Origin of the sequence: Psychrobacillus psychrodurans (genome assembly GCF_050209195.1) — a bacterium.
GTDB lineage: Bacteria > Bacillota > Bacilli > Bacillales_A > Planococcaceae > Psychrobacillus > Psychrobacillus psychrodurans.
Genome location: NZ_CP189791.1, coordinates 3990652 through 4009808, shown reverse-complemented (window position 1 = coordinate 4009808; position 19157 = coordinate 3990652). Strand labels below are relative to the sequence as shown.

The 19157-nt window shown below is 34.8% G+C and carries 22 protein-coding genes; 20 read left to right on the top strand and 2 right to left on the bottom strand.

The genetic code is table 11. The features are described 5' to 3' along the window. Positions 1-518 precede the first annotated feature (518 nt). From rpmH to ACQCPR_RS19915, 11 genes are all read left to right on the top strand, one after another. Positions 519-653, top strand: coding sequence for a 50S ribosomal protein L34 (gene rpmH, locus ACQCPR_RS19965; protein ID WP_090567297.1), 135 nt, complete (start codon positions 519-521; stop codon positions 651-653). A 63-nt stretch (positions 654-716) separates the two neighbouring features. Continuing rightward, on the top strand, positions 717-1064 hold the full coding sequence (rnpA, locus tag ACQCPR_RS19960) for a ribonuclease P protein component (RefSeq protein WP_090567300.1): 348 nt from the start codon (positions 717-719) through the stop codon (positions 1062-1064). A 65-nt stretch (positions 1065-1129) separates the two neighbouring features. Then, complete coding sequence (gene yidC / locus ACQCPR_RS19955) at positions 1130-1900, top strand: membrane protein insertase YidC (RefSeq protein WP_090567303.1); 771 nt, start codon at positions 1130-1132, stop codon at positions 1898-1900. Then, the gene (jag, locus tag ACQCPR_RS19950; protein ID WP_090567306.1) at positions 1897-2646 is read left to right on the top strand and encodes an RNA-binding cell elongation regulator Jag/EloR; all 750 of its coding nucleotides are present in this window, start codon (positions 1897-1899) and stop codon (positions 2644-2646) included. The genes yidC and jag overlap by 4 nt, the downstream gene beginning before the upstream one ends. Before the next feature lie 327 nt (positions 2647-2973). Then, entirely contained in the window at positions 2974-4359 is a 1386-nt protein-coding gene (gene mnmE / locus ACQCPR_RS19945) for a tRNA uridine-5-carboxymethylaminomethyl(34) synthesis GTPase MnmE (RefSeq protein WP_427137878.1), read from the top strand. A 22-nt stretch (positions 4360-4381) separates the two neighbouring features. Further along, on the top strand, positions 4382-6271 hold the full coding sequence (mnmG, locus tag ACQCPR_RS19940; protein WP_090567312.1) for a tRNA uridine-5-carboxymethylaminomethyl(34) synthesis enzyme MnmG: 1890 nt from the start codon (positions 4382-4384) through the stop codon (positions 6269-6271). A gap of 23 nt (positions 6272-6294) precedes the next feature. After that, on the top strand, positions 6295-7011 hold the full coding sequence (gene rsmG / locus ACQCPR_RS19935) for a 16S rRNA (guanine(527)-N(7))-methyltransferase RsmG (RefSeq protein WP_427137877.1): 717 nt from the start codon (positions 6295-6297) through the stop codon (positions 7009-7011). Positions 7012-7102: 91 nt separating this feature from the next. Beyond that, positions 7103-7975 (top strand): nucleoid occlusion protein, encoded by an 873-nt coding sequence (gene noc / locus ACQCPR_RS19930; protein WP_090567318.1) that lies wholly within the window; start codon positions 7103-7105, stop codon positions 7973-7975. Positions 7976-8111: 136 nt separating this feature from the next. Then, positions 8112-8873, top strand: a complete 762-nt coding sequence (locus ACQCPR_RS19925) for a ParA family protein (RefSeq protein WP_427137876.1) — start codon at positions 8112-8114, stop codon at positions 8871-8873. Then, positions 8866-9702, top strand: coding sequence for a ParB/RepB/Spo0J family partition protein (locus tag ACQCPR_RS19920; RefSeq protein ID WP_090567323.1), 837 nt, complete (start codon positions 8866-8868; stop codon positions 9700-9702). Before ACQCPR_RS19925 ends, ACQCPR_RS19920 begins: the two co-directional genes overlap by 8 nt. A gap of 64 nt (positions 9703-9766) precedes the next feature. Further along, positions 9767-10471 carry a DUF554 domain-containing protein gene (locus ACQCPR_RS19915; protein ID WP_427137875.1) on the top strand — a complete coding sequence of 235 codons (705 nt, stop codon included), beginning with the start codon at positions 9767-9769 and terminating at the stop codon, positions 10469-10471. Here the strand turns inward: ACQCPR_RS19915 and yyaC are convergent. Continuing rightward, positions 10427-11026 carry a spore protease YyaC gene (yyaC, locus tag ACQCPR_RS19910; RefSeq protein WP_090567330.1) on the bottom strand — a complete coding sequence of 200 codons (600 nt, stop codon included), beginning with the start codon at positions 11024-11026 and terminating at the stop codon, positions 10427-10429. The two genes, ACQCPR_RS19915 and yyaC, sit on opposite strands and share 45 nt — an antisense overlap. A gap of 77 nt (positions 11027-11103) precedes the next feature. Here yyaC and ACQCPR_RS19905 point away from each other — a divergent pair, with 77 nt between their 5' ends. From ACQCPR_RS19905 to ychF, 3 genes are all read left to right on the top strand, one after another. After that, a complete protein-coding gene (locus ACQCPR_RS19905; protein ID WP_427137874.1) occupies positions 11104-11922 on the top strand; it encodes a mechanosensitive ion channel family protein in 819 nt (272 codons plus the stop codon). A gap of 43 nt (positions 11923-11965) precedes the next feature. Further along, complete coding sequence (locus ACQCPR_RS19900; RefSeq protein ID WP_090567336.1) at positions 11966-12166, top strand: DUF951 domain-containing protein; 201 nt, start codon at positions 11966-11968, stop codon at positions 12164-12166. 86 nt (positions 12167-12252) lie between these two features. After that, positions 12253-13353: a redox-regulated ATPase YchF gene (gene ychF, locus ACQCPR_RS19895; RefSeq protein ID WP_093495568.1), complete on the top strand. Its 1101-nt coding sequence runs from the start codon at positions 12253-12255 to the stop codon at positions 13351-13353. A gap of 339 nt (positions 13354-13692) precedes the next feature. Here ychF and ACQCPR_RS19890 read toward each other — a convergent pair whose 3' ends face one another. Next, positions 13693-14241 (bottom strand): DUF3267 domain-containing protein, encoded by a 549-nt coding sequence (locus ACQCPR_RS19890; protein ID WP_427137873.1) that lies wholly within the window; start codon positions 14239-14241, stop codon positions 13693-13695. Positions 14242-14407: 166 nt separating this feature from the next. On the opposite strand from ACQCPR_RS19890, the gene rpsF reads away from it, so the two are divergent. From rpsF to rplI, 6 genes are all read left to right on the top strand, one after another. Continuing rightward, positions 14408-14716, top strand: a complete 309-nt coding sequence (rpsF, locus tag ACQCPR_RS19885; protein WP_090567343.1) for a 30S ribosomal protein S6 — start codon at positions 14408-14410, stop codon at positions 14714-14716. Between the two features lie 39 nt (positions 14717-14755). Then, on the top strand, positions 14756-15259 hold the full coding sequence (ssb, locus tag ACQCPR_RS19880; protein ID WP_090567345.1) for a single-stranded DNA-binding protein: 504 nt from the start codon (positions 14756-14758) through the stop codon (positions 15257-15259). Positions 15260-15308: 49 nt separating this feature from the next. Then, positions 15309-15545, top strand: a complete 237-nt coding sequence (rpsR, locus tag ACQCPR_RS19875) for a 30S ribosomal protein S18 (RefSeq protein ID WP_090567348.1) — start codon at positions 15309-15311, stop codon at positions 15543-15545. Positions 15546-15770: 225 nt separating this feature from the next. Then, positions 15771-16712, top strand: a complete 942-nt coding sequence (locus ACQCPR_RS19870) for a YybS family protein (RefSeq protein WP_427137872.1) — start codon at positions 15771-15773, stop codon at positions 16710-16712. A 12-nt stretch (positions 16713-16724) separates the two neighbouring features. Continuing rightward, entirely contained in the window at positions 16725-18701 is a 1977-nt protein-coding gene (locus tag ACQCPR_RS19865) for a DHH family phosphoesterase (RefSeq protein WP_427137871.1), read from the top strand. Beyond that, positions 18698-19147 carry a 50S ribosomal protein L9 gene (gene rplI, locus ACQCPR_RS19860; protein WP_090567356.1) on the top strand — a complete coding sequence of 150 codons (450 nt, stop codon included), beginning with the start codon at positions 18698-18700 and terminating at the stop codon, positions 19145-19147. The genes ACQCPR_RS19865 and rplI overlap by 4 nt, the downstream gene beginning before the upstream one ends. Positions 19148-19157: the final 10 nt, after the last annotated feature.

Below are 19157 nucleotides of genomic sequence, written 5' to 3'. Positions count from 1 at the left end.
TTATCTAGTCTCCTTTACTATAGATTTGATAGTTAAATCTCTTTTCTCAAAAATTTAAATATGTATAACAAAATTCGACATATACACAAATCCACCGATTGTGGATAAACTTTATAAAGTTATGGGAATAAACTTATCCACAGATTACTAACAACTGTGGATAAAGAAAAAGGGTGAAATATTTTTGAAAAAGTAAAACACAAATATCGTAACAAAAAATCATGGAGATTACAAGAAATTTAAGAGTTATCCACAATTATTTAATTATTAACAATTCAAGTTGTCCACAGTAGAATAATATGTGAAAAATATGTTTATAAGTGTTGTGGATAATTTTTAATGAGATTTTTCTATGCACAAGACAAAAAATAGATTCTCTTCTAATTGTGGATAACTGCTTGTTACTAAATAGATAAGAGAGTTAATGAAAGTCATTGACAAAACCACTATAAGTTATATATAATATCGGAGACTGTCTTAAGAAGATTGAAGATGATCACTCAGGAGGTGTCATATAGATGAAACGTACATTCCAACCAAATACACGTAAACGTGCCAAAAATCACGGTTTCCGCGCACGTATGAGTACAAAAAACGGCCGTCGCGTAATAGCAGCCCGTCGTGCTAAAGGAAGAAAAGTATTATCAGCATAAGTCCACTGACCATTTCAGTGGTCTTTTTTTCTTTTAAAACGATTAGTTGGAGCTGGTGAGTAGATGAATAAGAAACAACGTATTAAAAAGAATGCAGAGTTCCAAACAATTTTTAAAAAGGGTAAATCCTTCGCGAATAGACAATTTGTAGTGTACTGCTTAAATAAAGAAGAAGATTATTATCGGGTTGGATTATCTGTCAGTAAAAAAGTAGGAAATGCAGTAGTCCGTAATCGTATTAAACGATATATTAGACAAACCTTCCTTGAAATACATGATCAAGTTTTTCCAAACATGGACTATATTATTATCGCCAGAAATCCGGCGGCCAAGTTAGACTTTCATGAAACAAAAAAAAGTATGGAACATGTTTTGAAAGTAGCTAAAGTATTAAAGAAGAAAAGTTTGTAGTAACTTTTTATAGAAATGGTAAGATAATAAGAAGAGATATATAAGACTTATTAGGGGGAAGAAGGTTGAATAAACGTTTATCACTTGTACTATTATTAATAGTAACTACTGCCTTACTAGCAGGATGTACGGAATTTAATGAGCCAATCTATGATAATTCGGAAGGATTCTGGAATGAATACATCGTATGGCCATTAGTATCGTCTATTACGTATTTTAAAGAAATATTAGGGACATATGGTTTGGGTATTATTGCGGTAACGATAATTATTCGTTTAGTATTACTGCCATTAATGATTAAACAAACAAAAAGCTCTAAAAATATGCAAGAAGTCCAACCTGAATTAACAAAGTTAAAAGAAAAATATAGCTCAAAAGATGCTGTCACACAACAAAAGTATCAGCAAGAAATGATGGCACTCTTTAAAGAAAGAGGAATTAATCCTGCTGCTGGATGTTTACCAGTATTCATTCAAATGCCTATATTAATCGGTTTCTATCATGCAATTAGTCGTATGAATAATACACCCGAAATTAATCTTGGAGATTTTATAGGGTTTGCATTAGCAGAACCTAGTATTTTCCTAGCTATTCTAGCTGGTCTTATGCAATTAGTTGTTTTACGTACTGGTCCAGCTATGGATAATCCTCAAATGAAACTAATGATGTATATTATGCCATTTATGATTATGGGATTTGGTATCGTATTACCAGCTGCCTTGACTCTTTACTGGGTTATTGGAAATATTATTTCAATCATTCAAAATTTATTCATTTACAAACCTTGGAACAAACCAAAAACAGAACCTGTTAAAACGGGAGGACCAAAAAAATGAATCAGATTACACAAACTGCACCTACAAAAGAAGAAGCTATAACAGTTGCACTTGAAAAGCTTGGTGTTTCAAGAGATGACGTGTCAATTAAGGTAGTGGAAGCAGGTAAAAAAGGTTTTCTTGGATTTGGAACGAAGCCTGCAGTTGTTGAAGTAACTGTTTTGAATAAAGAGCAAGAAGTTATAGTAGAAAAAGTTCAAGAAAAAGAAAAAGTTAAAGAAGTAGCAGAACTAGGAAAGACAGTCGCAAAAGAATCCGTTATGGAAGAAGAACCAATTAATATAGAAACAAATGAACAAGCAGTAGAAGAAACAAAAAACTATATAAATGAGATTGCAAAAGAAATGCATATTGATGATCTAGTTATAAATGAGAAAAGAGAAGGAAAGTTTATTCATCTTCACCTGAATAGCGAGAAGGCAGCTATCTTAATAGGGAAGCGTGGACAAACATTAAATGCTTTAGAAAACTTATCACAACTAGTTGCCAATAAGTTTTCTAATTCCTTTATCATTATTAAATTAGACGTTGGGAATTACCGCGAAAGAAGACAAGAGTCATTGGAGCAACTGGCAGAAAGAATGGCAGACAAAGCTATTCGGACTGGTAGCAAAGTTGAATTTGAACCGATGTCATCATTTGAGCGAAAAATAATTCATAATGCATTATCTGTGCGAATAGATATAGAAACTTATTCAGTCGGAACAGATCCAAATCGTTATCTAGTCATTGAACCAATTAAATAATCTTTCAACGGATTTCAGCTAAGTAATACACTGAAGTCCGTTTTTCTTGCTGTTTAACAAAAGTTAGTGCATAAAAAATAAGAGTAGTCTTTGGTCACAATAAATTAAATGAGTGGTACTCAATGAGAAAAACTAGAATAGTCTATTTTTAATAGTAAATTCAAAAAAATTTGATTTTTGTAATGTTAGGTATTTTTGTTCACATATGTAAAAGTATCTATACTTCTGATTTTAGTTGTTTTATGGTATTGTTATATGTTAGATAGTCGTGTTCGTTTTAGTTATACACATGTGGATAAGTGTGGATTTGTAAGGAGGTGGACAACTGTGGAATTTGATACAATAACTGCTATTTCGACTCCAATGGGGGAAGGTGCCATTGCAATAGTTAGACTTAGTGGATCTAGTGCAATAGCTATAGCAAATAAGATATTTCGTTCACCAAACGGAAAAGATTTATTTGACCAGGCATCTCATACCATTCATTACGGACATTTAGTTGACCCAAAAACGAATGAGGTTGTAGAAGAAGTCATGCTGTCCTTAATGAAAGGTCCAAAAACTTTTACAAGAGAAGATGTAATTGAGATAAACTGCCACGGAGGATTAGTTTCTGTTAATCGTGTTCTACAGTTAGTATTAATTAACGGTGCCCGACTTGCAGAACCCGGTGAGTTTACCAAACGTGCTTTTTTAAATGGAAGAATTGACTTGTCACAAGCAGAAGCAGTAATGGATTTAATAAGAGCAAAAACAGATAAAGCAATGAATGTTGCACTAGGTCAAATGGACGGTCGATTATCAAGACTTATTGCAACATTAAGGCAAGCACTTTTAGAAACTTTGGCGCAAGTAGAAGTAAATATCGATTATCCTGAGTATGATGATGTAGAAGAAATGACACTTCCACTGATGATCGAAAAGTGTACTTGGGTCAGCAAAGAAATTGATAAATTACTTTTAACATCATCTCAAGGTAAAATTCTACGAGAAGGGCTTTCTACTGCGATTATCGGTAGACCAAATGTAGGAAAGTCATCTCTATTAAATAGTTTAATACAAGAAAATAAAGCAATTGTGACGGATATAGCAGGAACAACGAGAGATATTATAGAAGAGTACGTTAATGTACGGGGTGTTCCATTAAAATTAGTTGATACTGCTGGTATTCGAGAAACAGAAGATATTGTAGAAAGAATTGGCGTAGAGAAATCTAGACAGGTACTAGCAGAAGCAGATCTTATATTACTTGTATTGAATAGTGCTGAACAGTTAACGATGGAAGACCGAAGATTGTTAGAAACAATTAAAGGAATGGATTATATCGTTATTATCAATAAAACTGATTTACCAACAAAAATAGATATAAATGAAGTAAGAAATTTGTCTGGACATAAACGTATTGTTACTACTTCTTTACTAAAAGAAGAAGGCGTGGATGAATTGGAAGAAGCGATTGCCTCATTATTTTTTGAGGGTACAATCGAGGCTTCTGATCTGACTTATGTTTCAAATGCTCGTCATATATCTTTATTGACGTCAGCAAAATCTACTATTACAGATGCATTAGAAGCAGCACAGAGTGATGTGCCTGTGGATATGATACAAATAGATGTAACTAGAACGTGGGAAATATTAGGTGAAATAACAGGAGATACAGTAGAAGAAAGTTTGATTGATCAACTATTTTCACAATTTTGTTTAGGAAAATAAAAAACGAGAGGAAGTTACGAACATGCCGAAGTTTGAAGCGGGCAAGTTCGATGTGATTGTTGTTGGAGCGGGACATGCTGGTGTTGAAGCAGCATTAGCAGCTGCTAAAATGGGAGCAAATACCTTAGTTCTAACAATTAATCTTGATATGATTGCATTTATGCCTTGTAATCCATCGATCGGAGGACCTGCAAAAGGAATTGTTGTGCGAGAAATAGATGCACTTGGCGGGGCCATGGGAAAAGTTATAGACAAAACACATATTCAAATGAGAATGTTGAACACAGGGAAAGGACCTGCTGTTCGGGCACTACGTGCGCAAGCAGATAAAGTATTATACCAACATGAGATGAAACGCCTTCTAGAGGAACAAGAAAACTTAACTATTCATCAAGCTGTAGTAGAAGACTTAATAGTAGAAGACGATAAAATTGTAGGACTTGAAACGCAGGTTGGAGCAATTTATCGTGCAGAAACAGTCGTAATAACGACTGGAACATTCCTACGTGGTGAAATTATTATTGGGGATTTGAAATATTCAAGTGGACCAAATAATCAGCAACCTTCCATAAAATTAGCAGACAGTATCCGTGCATTAGGATTTGATCTAGTTCGCTTTAAAACAGGAACTCCACCGCGTGTAAACAGTAAAACAATAGATTATAGCAAAACAGAAATCCAACCTGGAGATGATGTTCCAAGAGCATTCAGCTTTGAAACAACAGAATTCATTATGGATCAATTACCTTGCTGGTTAACTTATACAAGTGAAACAACACATCAAATTATTAATGATAATCTACATTTATCACCGATGTATTCTGGTATGATTAAAGGAACTGGACCAAGATATTGTCCTTCAATTGAAGACAAAGTAGTCCGTTTTAATGACAAGCCACGTCATCAAATTTTCTTAGAACCAGAGGGAAGAAATACACGTGAGGTTTATGTTCAAGGATTATCTACAAGTCTTCCAGAGCATGTACAACGTCAGCTTCTAACATCTATTCCAGGACTTGAAAATGCAGAAATGATGCGTGCCGGATACGCAATTGAGTATGATGCAATGGTACCGACACAATTATGGCCAACATTAGAAACTAAAAGAGTAAAAAATTTATATACAGCAGGTCAAATCAATGGGACTTCTGGATATGAAGAAGCAGCAGGACAAGGCTTGATGGCAGGAATAAATGCAGGTTTACGAGCACTAAAGAAAGAAGAAAAAGTGTTAAGTAGATCGGATGCATATATTGGTGTATTAATTGATGACTTAGTAACGAAAGGGACGAATGAACCTTATCGTCTACTTACTTCGCGTGCAGAATATCGTTTATTACTTCGTCACGATAATGCGGACTTAAGATTATTAGAAGTTGGGTATGAAATTGGTTTAGTTCCAGAAACACGTTATAATAAATTCTTAGAGAAAAAGAAAAGAATAGAAGATGAGTTAGCTCGGTTACGTCTGACAATGATAAAACCAAATGAAATAACCCAAGCTTTAATACGAAGTGTGGATGGTAGCGAATTGAAAGATGGAATCCGTGCTGCAGACCTATTAAAACGAACTGAAATGAATTATGATTTAGTAGCCCAATTATCACCTTCTGATGTAGAATTATCTTTAGAAGAAAAAGAACAGGTAGAGATACAAGTTAAGTATGAAGGGTATATTGAAAAATCTCTTCAGCAAGTAGAAAAACTTAAAAAAATGGAAGACAAAAAAATTCCTGAAAATATTGATTACGATGCTATCAATGGTATTGCTACAGAAGCAAAACAAAAACTAATGCAAGTCCGTCCATTATCGATTGCCCAAGCATCTCGTATTTCAGGAGTAAATCCAGCTGACATTTCTATTCTTCTTATATATATTGAACAAGGAAAAATAGCCAAAATCAGTGGATAGTCTAAAATGATGAGGAGAACTACATGAACGAAGAACAATTTGTACAAGCCCTTCATGAAAAAGGAATAGAATTGAGTAGAACACAAGTAGAACAATTTAAAATATATTTTAAGCTACTAGTGGAGTGGAATGAAAAGATGAATTTAACAGCAATAACTGACGAAGCATCAGTTTATTTAAAACATTTTTTCGATTCCATTAGTGCTTCTTTTTATGAAGATTTCACAGGAAAGTACTCTGTTTGTGATGTTGGAGCAGGTGCAGGATTTCCTAGTATTCCTTTGAAAATTTGTTTTCCTAATTTAAGTGTCACAATAGTAGACTCATTAAATAAAAGAATTCAGTTTTTAACCCATCTAAGTCAGGAACTTGGGTTGACAAATGTTCATTTTGTTCATTCTCGCGCAGAGGACTTTGGACAAAACAAGGAATATAGAGAAAATTATGACATTGTAACTGCAAGAGCTGTCGCAAGACTTTCAGTTTTATCCGAACTTTGTCTTCCTTTAGTAAAAGTTGGAGGGAAGTTTATAGCAATGAAAGCAGCTAGTGCTTCCGAAGAACTAAAAGATGCTTCTAAAGCGTTATCCGTTTTAGGGGCAGAAAAAACTGCAGATTATTCATTTCTGTTACCAATAGAAAAAAGTGAAAGAACGTTGTATGTCTTTTCTAAAACTAAAAGCACACCGAAAAGATACCCTCGAAAACCAGGTATTCCAAACAAAACACCAATTATTTAATGAGGAACGTTCCACGTGAAACATTTAATGTATAATTACTTTAATCGTGAATATTTTGTGTATAGAGTTTCGAAAAGGTGGTGCGAGTAAGATGAAAAGTCCGTTTTCACGTTTTTTTGGTAGTTCTGAAAAACAAGGGCAGGAAGAAATGATAGAGCCAAGACAAACCCATTTAGAAGAAGTTTTAAATATTTCAATTGATAAAATAGTACCTAACAGATATCAACCGAGAACTGTTTTTGATGATGATAAAATAGAAGAACTAGCAAGAACCATTCATACTCACGGAGTGATTCAACCAATCATTATACGTAAGATGGATGAGGATGAAAAGTACGAGATAATTGCTGGAGAACGTCGCTTTAGAGCAATGACTAAGTTAAAATGGGCAGAGGTTCCAGCAATAATCCGTAATTTAAGTGATAAAGAAACTGCTTCTATTGCATTAATAGAAAACTTACAGCGTGAGGAACTAACAGCTATAGAAGAAGCAGTAGCTTATCAAAAATTATTGAAATTGCATGACTTAACTCAAGAAGCATTAGCGCAACGTCTAGGTAAGGGACAATCTACAGTCGCAAACAAACTGAGATTATTAAAGTTACCTCAAGAAGTTCAAGAATCTATTATGAAAAAAGAACTTTCGGAAAGACATGCTCGTGCCTTAATGGCTGTTAAAGAAAAAGAGACGCAACTAGAACTGATGAACATGTCTATTGAAAAACATTGGAATGTGAAGCAGTTAGAAGAAAAGGTTAATGAAATTATTAACCCACCAGTAAAAAGTGGTAAAAAGGATAAATCAAAAAGAAAATTAGTAAGTAAAGATGTCCGTATTGCATTAAATACGATTAAACAATCTCTCTCAATGGTAACTAAGAGTGGTATTGACATTAAAACTGAAGAAGAAGATACAGAAGAGTTTTATCAAATTACGGTAAAAATACCTAAAAAGAAATCATAATATACTATCTTATTTCAACTCTCGCAACTAATTTGCGAGAGTTTTTCTTTTGTAACAAGAATAACACCCATTTTTCATTCAAAATTTGATAGAATGTAATAGTGGCCATTAATATAGCTAGAAAGTAGGTGCAAGTGTGGGAAGAATTATAGCAATTGCCAATCAAAAAGGTGGGGTAGGGAAGACAACTACATCTGTGAATTTAAGTGCCTGCCTTGCATACTTGGGGAAAAAAGTATTACTAGTTGATATAGATCCACAAGGAAATGCTTCCAGTGGAGTAGGAGTCAATAAAGGTGAGGTTCAGCAATGTATTTATGATATACTCATTGATGATGTTAGTGTTAAAGAAACCATCCTAGAAACAAAAGTTGAGAATTTACATATAGTTCCCGCTACTATTTCTTTGGCTGGTGCAGAAATAGAATTAGTATCTACCATTTCCAGAGAAGTTCGATTAAAAAGAGCCTTGCAGGAAGTACAAGGCCTCTATGATTATATTGTTATAGATTGTCCACCATCTCTAGGGTTATTGACGATTAATTCATTAACTGCTTCTGATGCAATTATTATTCCAGTACAATGTGAGTTTTACGCATTAGAAGGTTTAAGTCAATTGTTAAGTACAATACGTTTAGTTCAAAAGCATTTAAATAAGAACCTCGCTATCGACGGAGTGTTACTAACAATGTTCGATGCTCGTACAAATTTAGGGATTCAGGTAATTGAAGAAGTAAAAAAATACTTTCAAGATAAAGTGTATAAAACAATTATTCCTAGAAATGTACGGCTAAGTGAGGCACCAAGTCACGGGGAACCAATTATCATTTATGATCCGAAGTCTAGAGGAGCAGAAGTATATTTAGAACTAGCGAAGGAAGTGATCCGTAATGGCTAAAGGATTAGGAAAGGGTATCAATGCACTTTTCCCTGGGGAAGATTTAGACCAATTAGAGCAAGTCGAACAAATCCTCATAAGCGATATTAAACCAAATCCATTTCAACCTCGTAAAATATTTGATGAAGAAGCTATGAAGGAACTTTCCGAATCTATTAAAGAACATGGTGTTCTGCAACCAATTATTTTAAGGAAAAAAGGTTCGAGATTTGAGATTGTAGTTGGAGAAAGAAGATTTAGAGCATCTCAGTTAGCAAACTTAGAAATAATTCCTGCTGTTATAAGAGAACTTAATGATCAGCAGATGATGGAGCTTGCAATTCTTGAAAATCTTCAAAGAGAAGATTTAACAGCAATTGAAGAAGCAGAGGCATATCAAAATTTAATAGAACATTTAAACTTAACTCAAGAGCAACTTGCTTTTAGATTAGGAAAAAGTAGACCGCATATAGCAAACCATATTCGTTTACTATCTTTACCTCAAGTTGTCAGAGATGCAATCTCCGATGGGACTTTATCGATGGGTCACGGGAAAGCACTTCTTGGGTTAAAGAAGAAAAAGACTATACCGTTAATCATGCAAAAGTCAATTAAGGAAAATTTGAATGTTAGACAACTAGAATCTTTAGTTCAACGTTTAAATGAAGATGTTCCACGTGAAACAAAAAAAGTCCAAAAGGACATTTTTACTAAAGAAAAAGAATCAGAGTTAAGAGAAATATTCGGTACTCCTGTTTCGATTATTAAAAACAAGGATAAAGGTAAAATTGAAATTGAGTTTTATTCAGATGATGATTTAGAAAGGATATTACAGTTATTAGAAGATTAAGAACCTATTCCTTAGGCATGCCTAGGAATAGGTTATATTTTTATTACTGGAATGAGGCATGGTGATGGTTTTATTAGGGACATTAGTAAATGCTATCTTAATAGTAGCGGGTGCATTAATTGGTAGATTATTAAAAGGAATCCCTGAAAATATGAAGCAAACCGTTATGAACGCAATAGGGATAGCAGTTGCTTTACTAGGTATAAAGATGGGGTTAGAAAGTGATAATTTTGTATTGATTATAATTTGTATTGTTTTTGGTGGTGTAATAGGTGAATGGATTGATTTGGATAAATGGTTGAATCAATTTGCTCAATACTTGGAGACTAAAATGGGCTCTAAAAAACAAGGGGGAGGTATAGCGCAAGGATTTGTTGCAGGTACCTTAATATTTGTAATAGGAGCAATGGGAGTACTAGGGGCTCTGAACAGTGGTTTACAAAATGACCATGAACTATTAATCAGTAAAGGGATAATTGATGGATTTGCGTCTATTGTACTATCGGCAACTCTAGGAATAGGCGTTCTTTTCTCTGCAATTCCTGTAGCTATTTATCAAGGAGCAATAGCTTTGTTTGCTACTCAAATTACAAAAATAATACCAGAAGCTGCACTTGAATTGTTTCTTCAAGAAATGACAGCAACTGGCGGCATTATGATTATTGCTATTGGTCTTAATCTATTAGGTATTACAAAAGTAAGAGTTGCAAATCTATTGCCAAGTCTAGTTATTGTTGGTATTGCTGTTGCTATTATTTATAACTTTTAAATTATATCGATGCCAAGCTAAAAGTAGTGCACGAGAGATGACTCTTCCCATTTCGTAAGTTAGATGAAGTCGAGTACTTTGAAGAACATTATATTCCATAAAACCTCCGATATTTACGATTGCTTTAATAGAGACTTCACCGATTGGCGGTAATTCTTTTTTCACCGCTTTTCCGGGATATAAAGGTCCAGGGTGAACGATAATCTGTCCAATATTATTCACGTTCCCTAAGCAAGCATCTATAGCTATAATATAAGGGGATTTAGGTGAACTGCGGATAGTTTCCGTGATTTCTTCAATATTTAGCGCATGTAAGGGATTGTCCAATGTACCGACAATTTCAAACGGAAATGATTTAAGTTGTGATAAGAAAGAACCTGTCATTGGTCCAAGTGCATCCCCAGTAGAGCGGTCAGTACCAATACAGCAAAAAACTAGATTTGGATGGTCAAATGGAATTTGTTCTATAAAGTAGTTGCTTAATCGCCAAATTGCACCTGTTTCCTTATAATAAATTGTAGAAGGTTCGGTAATAGTAGTAGCAGAAGAGTTCATATAATTACTCACTTTCTTTTTAAAGCTAGTATATGCATCTAGGAAATTATTTATTCAAATGAGGTGAAATAACTAGTATGGAAGCAAAAATTCAAAGTTTGAAGGATTATTTACTTAAAGAAGAGACTTGGGGGCAACTTGGGTTTATTGTTATTAAGATAGTGCTCATTTTATTAGTATCTGCTGTTGCTGTAAGAGTTGGAAAGCGTATAATCCAAAAGTTTTTTTTAGTTAGGCAGAGGAGCCCCTTAGGGTATTCAGAACGTAGGCAAAATACATTGATGAAACTTCTTCAAAATGTTTTAACTTATGTTGTGTATTTTAGTGCTATTATAGCTATTTTGACTACTTTTGGTATAAAAGTAGCTGGATTGCTTGCTGGTGCAGGTATTGTTGGTCTAGCAGTTGGTTTTGGTGCTCAAAGTTTAGTGAAAGATGTCATTACAGGATTTTTTATAATATTTGAAGATCAATTTGCGGTGGGAGATCAAGTACAGATAGGGACAGCTAATGGAATTGTACAGGAAATAGGTTTACGTACAACAAAATTGAAAAGTTATACAGGGGAACTTCACATAATTCCAAATGGCAGCATATTGGTCGTTATAAACTATTCAATTTATAACTCCTTGGCATTAATAGATATTAGCGTTACACCTGAAAATGATATTCTATCAATGGAAAAAAACATTGAGGAGTTTCTGAAAGAGTTACCAAACAAATATGAGGAGCTTGTTAAAAAGCCTAGTTACCTTGGAATACAGAGTTTTAATGCCTCCGAAATAGTAGTACGCTTTACCGCTGAGACTGTACCTACAAAACAGAACAGTGTTTCTAGAAAAATTAGAAGAGATTTAGTAGAGTTTCTTGAACAAAAAGGTATTAAAATCTCATAACTCCAATGATTGTTTAACTAAAGAAAAATAAGTAGGTGATAAAGTGGAAAAGAAACAATTTCAACTAAACGATATAGTAGAAATGAAGAAACAACATCCATGTGGTACGAATGCTTGGAAAATCATACGAATGGGTGCAGATATTCGTATAAAATGCGAAGGCTGTCAACATAGTGTAATGATACCAAGAAAAGAGTTTGAAAAGAAGATGAAAAGGCTGATTGTGCAAGCTGATGCTGAGTAATGATAGACTTTTATCGCTAAAATCAATATAATGAACAAGTTGTATATAAAGTTTATGGTTTAAAATAATGAAGGGTTGTGACATATATGGCGTTGACTGCTGGAATAGTAGGATTACCAAACGTAGGAAAGTCTACATTGTTTAATGCAATAACAAAGGCTGGAGCACTTGCAGCAAACTATCCATTTGCTACTATCGATCCCAACGTAGGGGTAGTTGAAGTACCCGATGCACGTTTAGATAAATTAACAGAATTAGTAGTGCCAAAGAAAACAGTTCCTACAGCATTTGAATTTACAGATATAGCAGGAATTGTAGAAGGTGCAAGTAAAGGGGAAGGACTTGGGAATAAGTTCCTTGCACATATCCGTGAAGTAGATGCAATCTGCCAGGTTGTACGTTGTTTCGAAGATGAAAATATTACACATGTATCTGGAAAAGTGGATCCAATCTCTGATATTGAAGTGATTAACCTAGAGTTGATATTAGCAGATTTAGAAAGCGTTGATAAACGCTTAGCTCGCGTAACTAAAATGGTAAAACAAAGAGACAAAGAGGCACTAGCAGAAGAACCAGTTCTTACTCGCTTAAAAGAGGCTTTTGAAGCAGGAAAATCTGGTCGTTCAGTTGAATTTACGGAAGAAGAGCAACGCGTAGTAAAAGGCTTTCATTTGCTGACAACAAAACCAATGCTCTACGTTGCAAACGTTTCAGAAGATGATATTATGGCCGAGGGTGAAAATGAATACGTACAAAAAGTGCGTGCATTTGCTGCCGAAGAAGGCGCACAGGTAATACTAATATGTGCAAAAATTGAAGAAGAGATGGCAGCACTAGAAGATGAGGAGAAAACAATGTTCCTAGAAGAATTAGGAATAAAAGAATCAGGCTTAGATCAGTTAATCAAAGCTTCTTATTCATTAATAGGTTTGGCAACTTACTTCACAGCTGGTGTACAAGAAGTTCGAGCTTGGACATTCCTTAAGGGGATGAAAGCACCTCAATGTGCAGGGGTTATTCACTCTGACTTTGAAAAAGGATTTATCCGTGCGGAAACAGTAGCTTATGATGATTTAGTTGAAACTGGATCAATGGCTGCTGCAAAAGAAGCTGGAAAGGTTCGTTTAGAAGGTAAGGAATATATTGTACAAGACGGAGACGTAATGTTGTTCCGCTTTAACGTATAAAAATAAAAGTATTTACAATATATGTTCTGAATATGTAAAAAAGGATTAGTGAGAAATCACTGATCCTTTTTTTGAAAGATAAGAAAGTTTAAAAGAAGTACCGTGAACATTTGGTTCATAAGACTCTAAAGAATGTATATCGTATAATTTCGGTTATATAATTCTCGTTTATTTAGATGATCCAGCTTCCAATTATCTATTTATGTACATGGTTGATTGAACGGCTGAAGCTGTGCCCACGGAAAGCGTCAGTCCTTCGTTACAGTCAACGGCATATCTACGTCTCTGTTTTTAGAGGACCGGGCGTCTTTTTGGCCGGTTTATCTTAATTGAATAAAGTTAATTTTTTTTCAATACATATAACCTAGGCTTCACTGGATCATCTTTGATCAATAAGTCGTTTGGATATTTTCTGAGTTCTTTATACATAGCAAAGTCCCCCGCAGCACCAGCAATTAGCCAAGCACCTAATAGAACCAGCATGAGGGAACCCAACCAAAAGCCCATAATCATTGGTAAAACACCGGTAATCCAGAAAGGAAGTAATAATGCTTTTTTCATGGCACCGTTTTGTAAGGGAATAGTAGTAGTTGCATAGGCTACACCCATTTGAATATTAACCCCATAATCCATACTACTCCAAGGAGCTCTACCAAAGACCCAAAACCCAACAAGGTGAAAGCATTCGTGTAAAACGATTAATACTATATAACCGATAAAAAACCAAAGGAAGTCCCAAAATGAGAAAGTTATTTCTGTAACATTAGATAACCAAGGAAATAGAAGTAATCCTATTATAGATAGACCTACAGTTAATCCAATACTTTCCCATGCCACCTTTTTTAGATCAATATCAATTACAACTAACATTTCTTCATTATTTTCCATATAATCCTCCTATTTAAAATAAATATACATGAATGAGTAAAATAATGACAATCTTCCTTGATACGTTTGAGAAACTATGTTACAATTCATTGATGTGAGTAATAGAATTACTTGCTCCTTGTCGGCTTTTCATAGTCGGCCAAAGACCATAGGGAGGTGTAAATAGATGAGAAAGTACGAATTAATGTACATTATTCAACCAGCAATTGAAGAAGATGCAAAGAAAGCTTTAGTAGAGCGTTTCCAAGAAATCTTAACTTCAAATGGTGCAGAAATCATCGAAGCAAAAGAGTGGGGTAAACGCCGCTTAGCTTATGAAATCAATGACTTGCGTGAAGGTTTCTACCAAATCGTTAAAGTAAATGCTGATTCAAAAGCAATCGATGAGTATACACGTTTAGCTAACATCAATGAAGACATTATCCGTCACATTGCTGTTCGTATCGACGATATTAAAGTTAAAGCAAAAAAATAAAATTGACTAAAAAAGCTGATTGAGGGAGGTTGTTTACTGATGATTAACCGTGTCGTTTTAGTTGGAAGACTAACAAAAGATCCGGAACTTCGCTACACACCAAGTGGTGTTGCAATGGCAAGATTTACACTAGCTGTAAATCGTACATTCTCCAACCAATCGGGTGAAAGAGAAGCTGATTTTATCAACTGTGTCGTTTGGAGAAAGCAAGCTGAAAACACAGCGAACTTCCTAAAAAAAGGAAGTTTAGCTGGAGTCGAAGGTCGCATTCAAACGGGTAGTTATGAAGGACAAGATGGAAAACGTGTTTATACGACAGACGTTGTTGCAGACAGCGTTCAGTTCTTAGAACCACGTAATAGCTCTGGAGAACGTAACCAAGGTGGACAATCATCTGGTGGCAATGGACAGCAGCAATTTTCAACACCTTCATATCAGCAAAACCAACCAATGAATCAGCAAAACTATACACGTGTAGATGAGGATCCTTTTTCTAATAGTAGTGGGCCAATCGAAGTATCGGATGACGATTTACCATTCTAAAAAGCATCACTTAGCATGTTTACTTTAATCGAAAAGGAGGCAACCAAATATGGCACCACGTCGCGGAGGCAAAAGACGCCGTAAAGTTTGTTACTTCACATCAAACAATATCATGCACATCGATTATAAAGATGTAGATTTGTTGAAAAAATTCGTGTCAGAACGTGGGAAAATTCTTCCACGTCGTGTGACAGGAACTAGTGCGAAGTACCAACGTAAGTTAACACGAGCTATTAAAGTATCTCGTATCATGGCTTTACTTCCATTCTCTTCTGAAGAGAGATAAGTATAAATTAGAAAGACCGGGAAACCGGTCTTTTTTTTGTAACTATTTATTCAAATTGTTTAAAAATGGCTTTCCTCTAAGAAAGAAGCCTTTACGGTAATTCTTCTGACGCTTTTCAAGGCTTATATAGACATTTTCAATTTTTCTCTACAGTATGTCGAATTTTAGTTGTTGTAAACAATCTGTTACAATAAATAGATGATTACATTAAAGGAAGGTTCCTAAATGCAAAGAAATCAAACTAATTATTTAAAGTATGGATTTATAACGATTGCACTTTTCGCTATTTTGTTGGGAACGTCTTTTACCGTTCCAGTACTCGGATTTTTAACTTTATTCATTGTTCCATTACCTCTTGCTTGGTACAGTGCAAAGTTTGAAAGAAAACATGCTGCATTTGTAACGACAATTGCAATTTTACTTTCTTTTATAATTGGTGGAGTTTCTGGATTAATTTTTGGATTATTAGTCCCTCCATTAGGTTTTATTATAGGAGACTTGATTCAAGCTAAAAAGTCAAAGCTTTATATGCTGATGACTACCGGCATATTTTTACTTTTAATCTCGGCTGTACAATACATAATATCAAATTTATTTTTCAATATGAATGTTTTGAAGCAATTTATCACAACCCTTGAAGTATACTACGAACAACTGGGAAATATTATGTCTGTCGTTGGTCAAGTGCCGGAGGGGTATGATGAGTTAGTTAGACAAATAATATCTCTTATTGAATCTGTTATGCCTAGTTATATTATTGGACTGGTGTTCATCAGTGCTTGGCTATATTTAATCATTAACCTATCACTATTAAAAAGGTTGAAATTAGATGTGCCTAAGTTTTCTAAATTCATGGATTTTAGATTACCAAAAGCGGTGTTGTGGTATTATTTAATCGTATCCATTTTCTCGTTGCTTGTTACATTTGAAGTAGGAACTTTTGGATATTTAGTATTTGTTAATGCGGCTTTAATATTACGAGTACTCTTGTTCTTACAAGGGGTTTCTTTCATACACTACTATTTTCGTGTAAAAGGATTGTCCAAATGGTTAATGATACTTGCAACATGTTTTGCAGTTCCGCTGTACATGTTTACTATTATAGTAGGGGTATTAGACTTAGGATTTAATATAAGAGGATTTATAAAAGACAGATACAAAAAGTAAGGAGCTGATCTGGTGGCATCTTTTTTTAGGAAACGGCCAATTCGATATCCACTCATACTGTTCTTACTACTTAGTGGGGTTGCGACTTATTTATTACTGTCTACCAACACATTGATTGGATTGTTATTCGCTCTAATGGTAATTGGTGTATTTATCTATGCGTGGATTATTGAACAGCGTGTATATGAGGAGACAGAAAAACATATTGAAACTCTTTCCTATCGGATGAAAAAGGTAGGGGAAGAAGCCTTATTAGAAATGCCAATTGGGATACTACTCATAAATGAACACTACATCATTGAATGGGCAAATCCATACATGACGCAGCAGCTTCCATTCGATACGATTATTGGTGAGGAGCTTCTTTCTATATCAAAGGATTTTCAACAGCTTAAGAAACAAGAAGAATCAAAAGAAATGATCATCTCTTTAGATGATAAAAATTATAAAGTATTTTACAAAGCCGAAGAAAAACTTCTGTATTTCTTTGATATAACGGAACAAGTAGAAATGGAATCGTTATATTATGGAGATCGAACAGTTATTGGTGTGTTGTTTATAGATAATTACGATGAAATATCACAGGGGATGGACGATCAAACACGAGGAAGACTCAATAGCATCGTTACTTCTTGTGTAAACGATTGGGGAGCTAAATACGGTATTTATGTAAAACGGATTTCTTCGGATCGTTTTTTAGCTGTCTTTAATGAATCCATTTTAGTAGAATTAGAAAAAAGTAAATTCTCCATATTGGATGATATAAGAGAAACAACTTCTAAATTTGGCTTTTCCCTCACTTTAAGCGTAGGTGTTGGCGCAGGATCCACTTCCTTAGTTGAACTTGGTGAACTAGCTCAGTCTAGCTTAGATTTAGTATTAGGACGCGGTGGAGACCAAGTTGCCATCAAGCATACAAGTGGAAAAGTGAAGTTCTATGGTGGTAAAACAAATCCAGTAGAAAAACGGACGCGTGTAAGAGCTAGAGTGATCTCACATGCTCTGCGAGATTTAATACAGGATAGTGACCAAGTGTTTGTAATGGGGCATAGAATGCCTGATATGGATGCAATTGGTTCAGCTGTTGGGGTAAGAAAAATGGCTGGGATGAACAAAGTAGAAGGCTACGTTGTATTGGACACTAATGAGTTAGACAATAGCGTGATTCGTTTAATGGATGAGATTAAGGAACAACCGGAGTTGTATAATCGTTTTATAAGCCCAGAAGAAGCAATAAGCAAAATTACAGATAAAACTTTATTGGTGGTAGTAGATACACACAAACCGAGCTTAGTTATTGATGAAAAGCTTCTTCAAAAGGCAGAGAAGATTGTTGTGATTGATCATCATCGACGTGGAGAAGAATTTATTTCAAATACGATGCTTGTTTATATGGAACCATACGCATCCTCTACATCAGAATTAGTAACTGAACTAATTGAGTATCAACCGAAAAATGAAAAGTTATCCATGTTAGAAGCAACATCTATGCTCGCTGGTATTATTGTAGATACGAAAAGCTTTACCCTACGTACAGGAGCAAGAACATTTGAAGCGGCATCCTATTTACGTACGCATGGTGCAGATACAATTCTCGTTCAACGAATGTTGAAGGAAGACATTGATACTTATATTGAACGCTCTAAAATAGTCCAAAATGTGGAGTTTTTTAGAGATGGCATTGCTATTGCAAACGGCATGGAAAACGTCTCTTATAGTCAGGTATTGCTTGCTCAAACAGCGGATATTTTGTTGACGATGAATAATGTGGCAGCTTCTTTCGTGATAGGGCGGAAAAGTGATTCCACGTTAGGGATCAGTGCCCGATCATTAGGTGATATCAATGTTCAAATTATTATGGAAAAACTAAATGGTGGAGGGCATTTAACTAATGCCGCCTGTCAGTTGGAAGATACCTCGATAGACGAAGCAATATTACTACTAAAAAATGCAATTACAGATACAATTGAAGGAGGAAATGAAGAATGAAAGTAGTATTCTTAAAAGACGTAAAAGGTAAAGGAAAAAAAGGCGAGATCAAAAATGTAGCAGATGGTTATGCTCATAACTTTTTACTAAAAAACAAATTAGCAGTAGAAGTAAATGCAGCTGCATTAAGTGCTCTTGAAGGGCAAAAGAAAAAATCTGAAAAAGAAGCGGCTCAAGAGTTAGCAGAAGCAAACAAATTAAAAGAAACATTAGAGCAATTAACAGTAGAGTTAAAAGCAAAGTCTGGAAATGACGGTCGACTTTTTGGTTCAATTACAACGAAACAAATTGCCTCTCAATTAGAGAAATCGCATGGTATTAAATTAGATAAACGCAAAATGGAATTAGATGACGCAATTCGAGCATTAGGATATACGAACGTCCCTGTAAAACTTCATCATGAAGTTATAGCGACATTAAAAGTTCTTGTTGCAGAAGAATCGTAAGGAGAGAGGT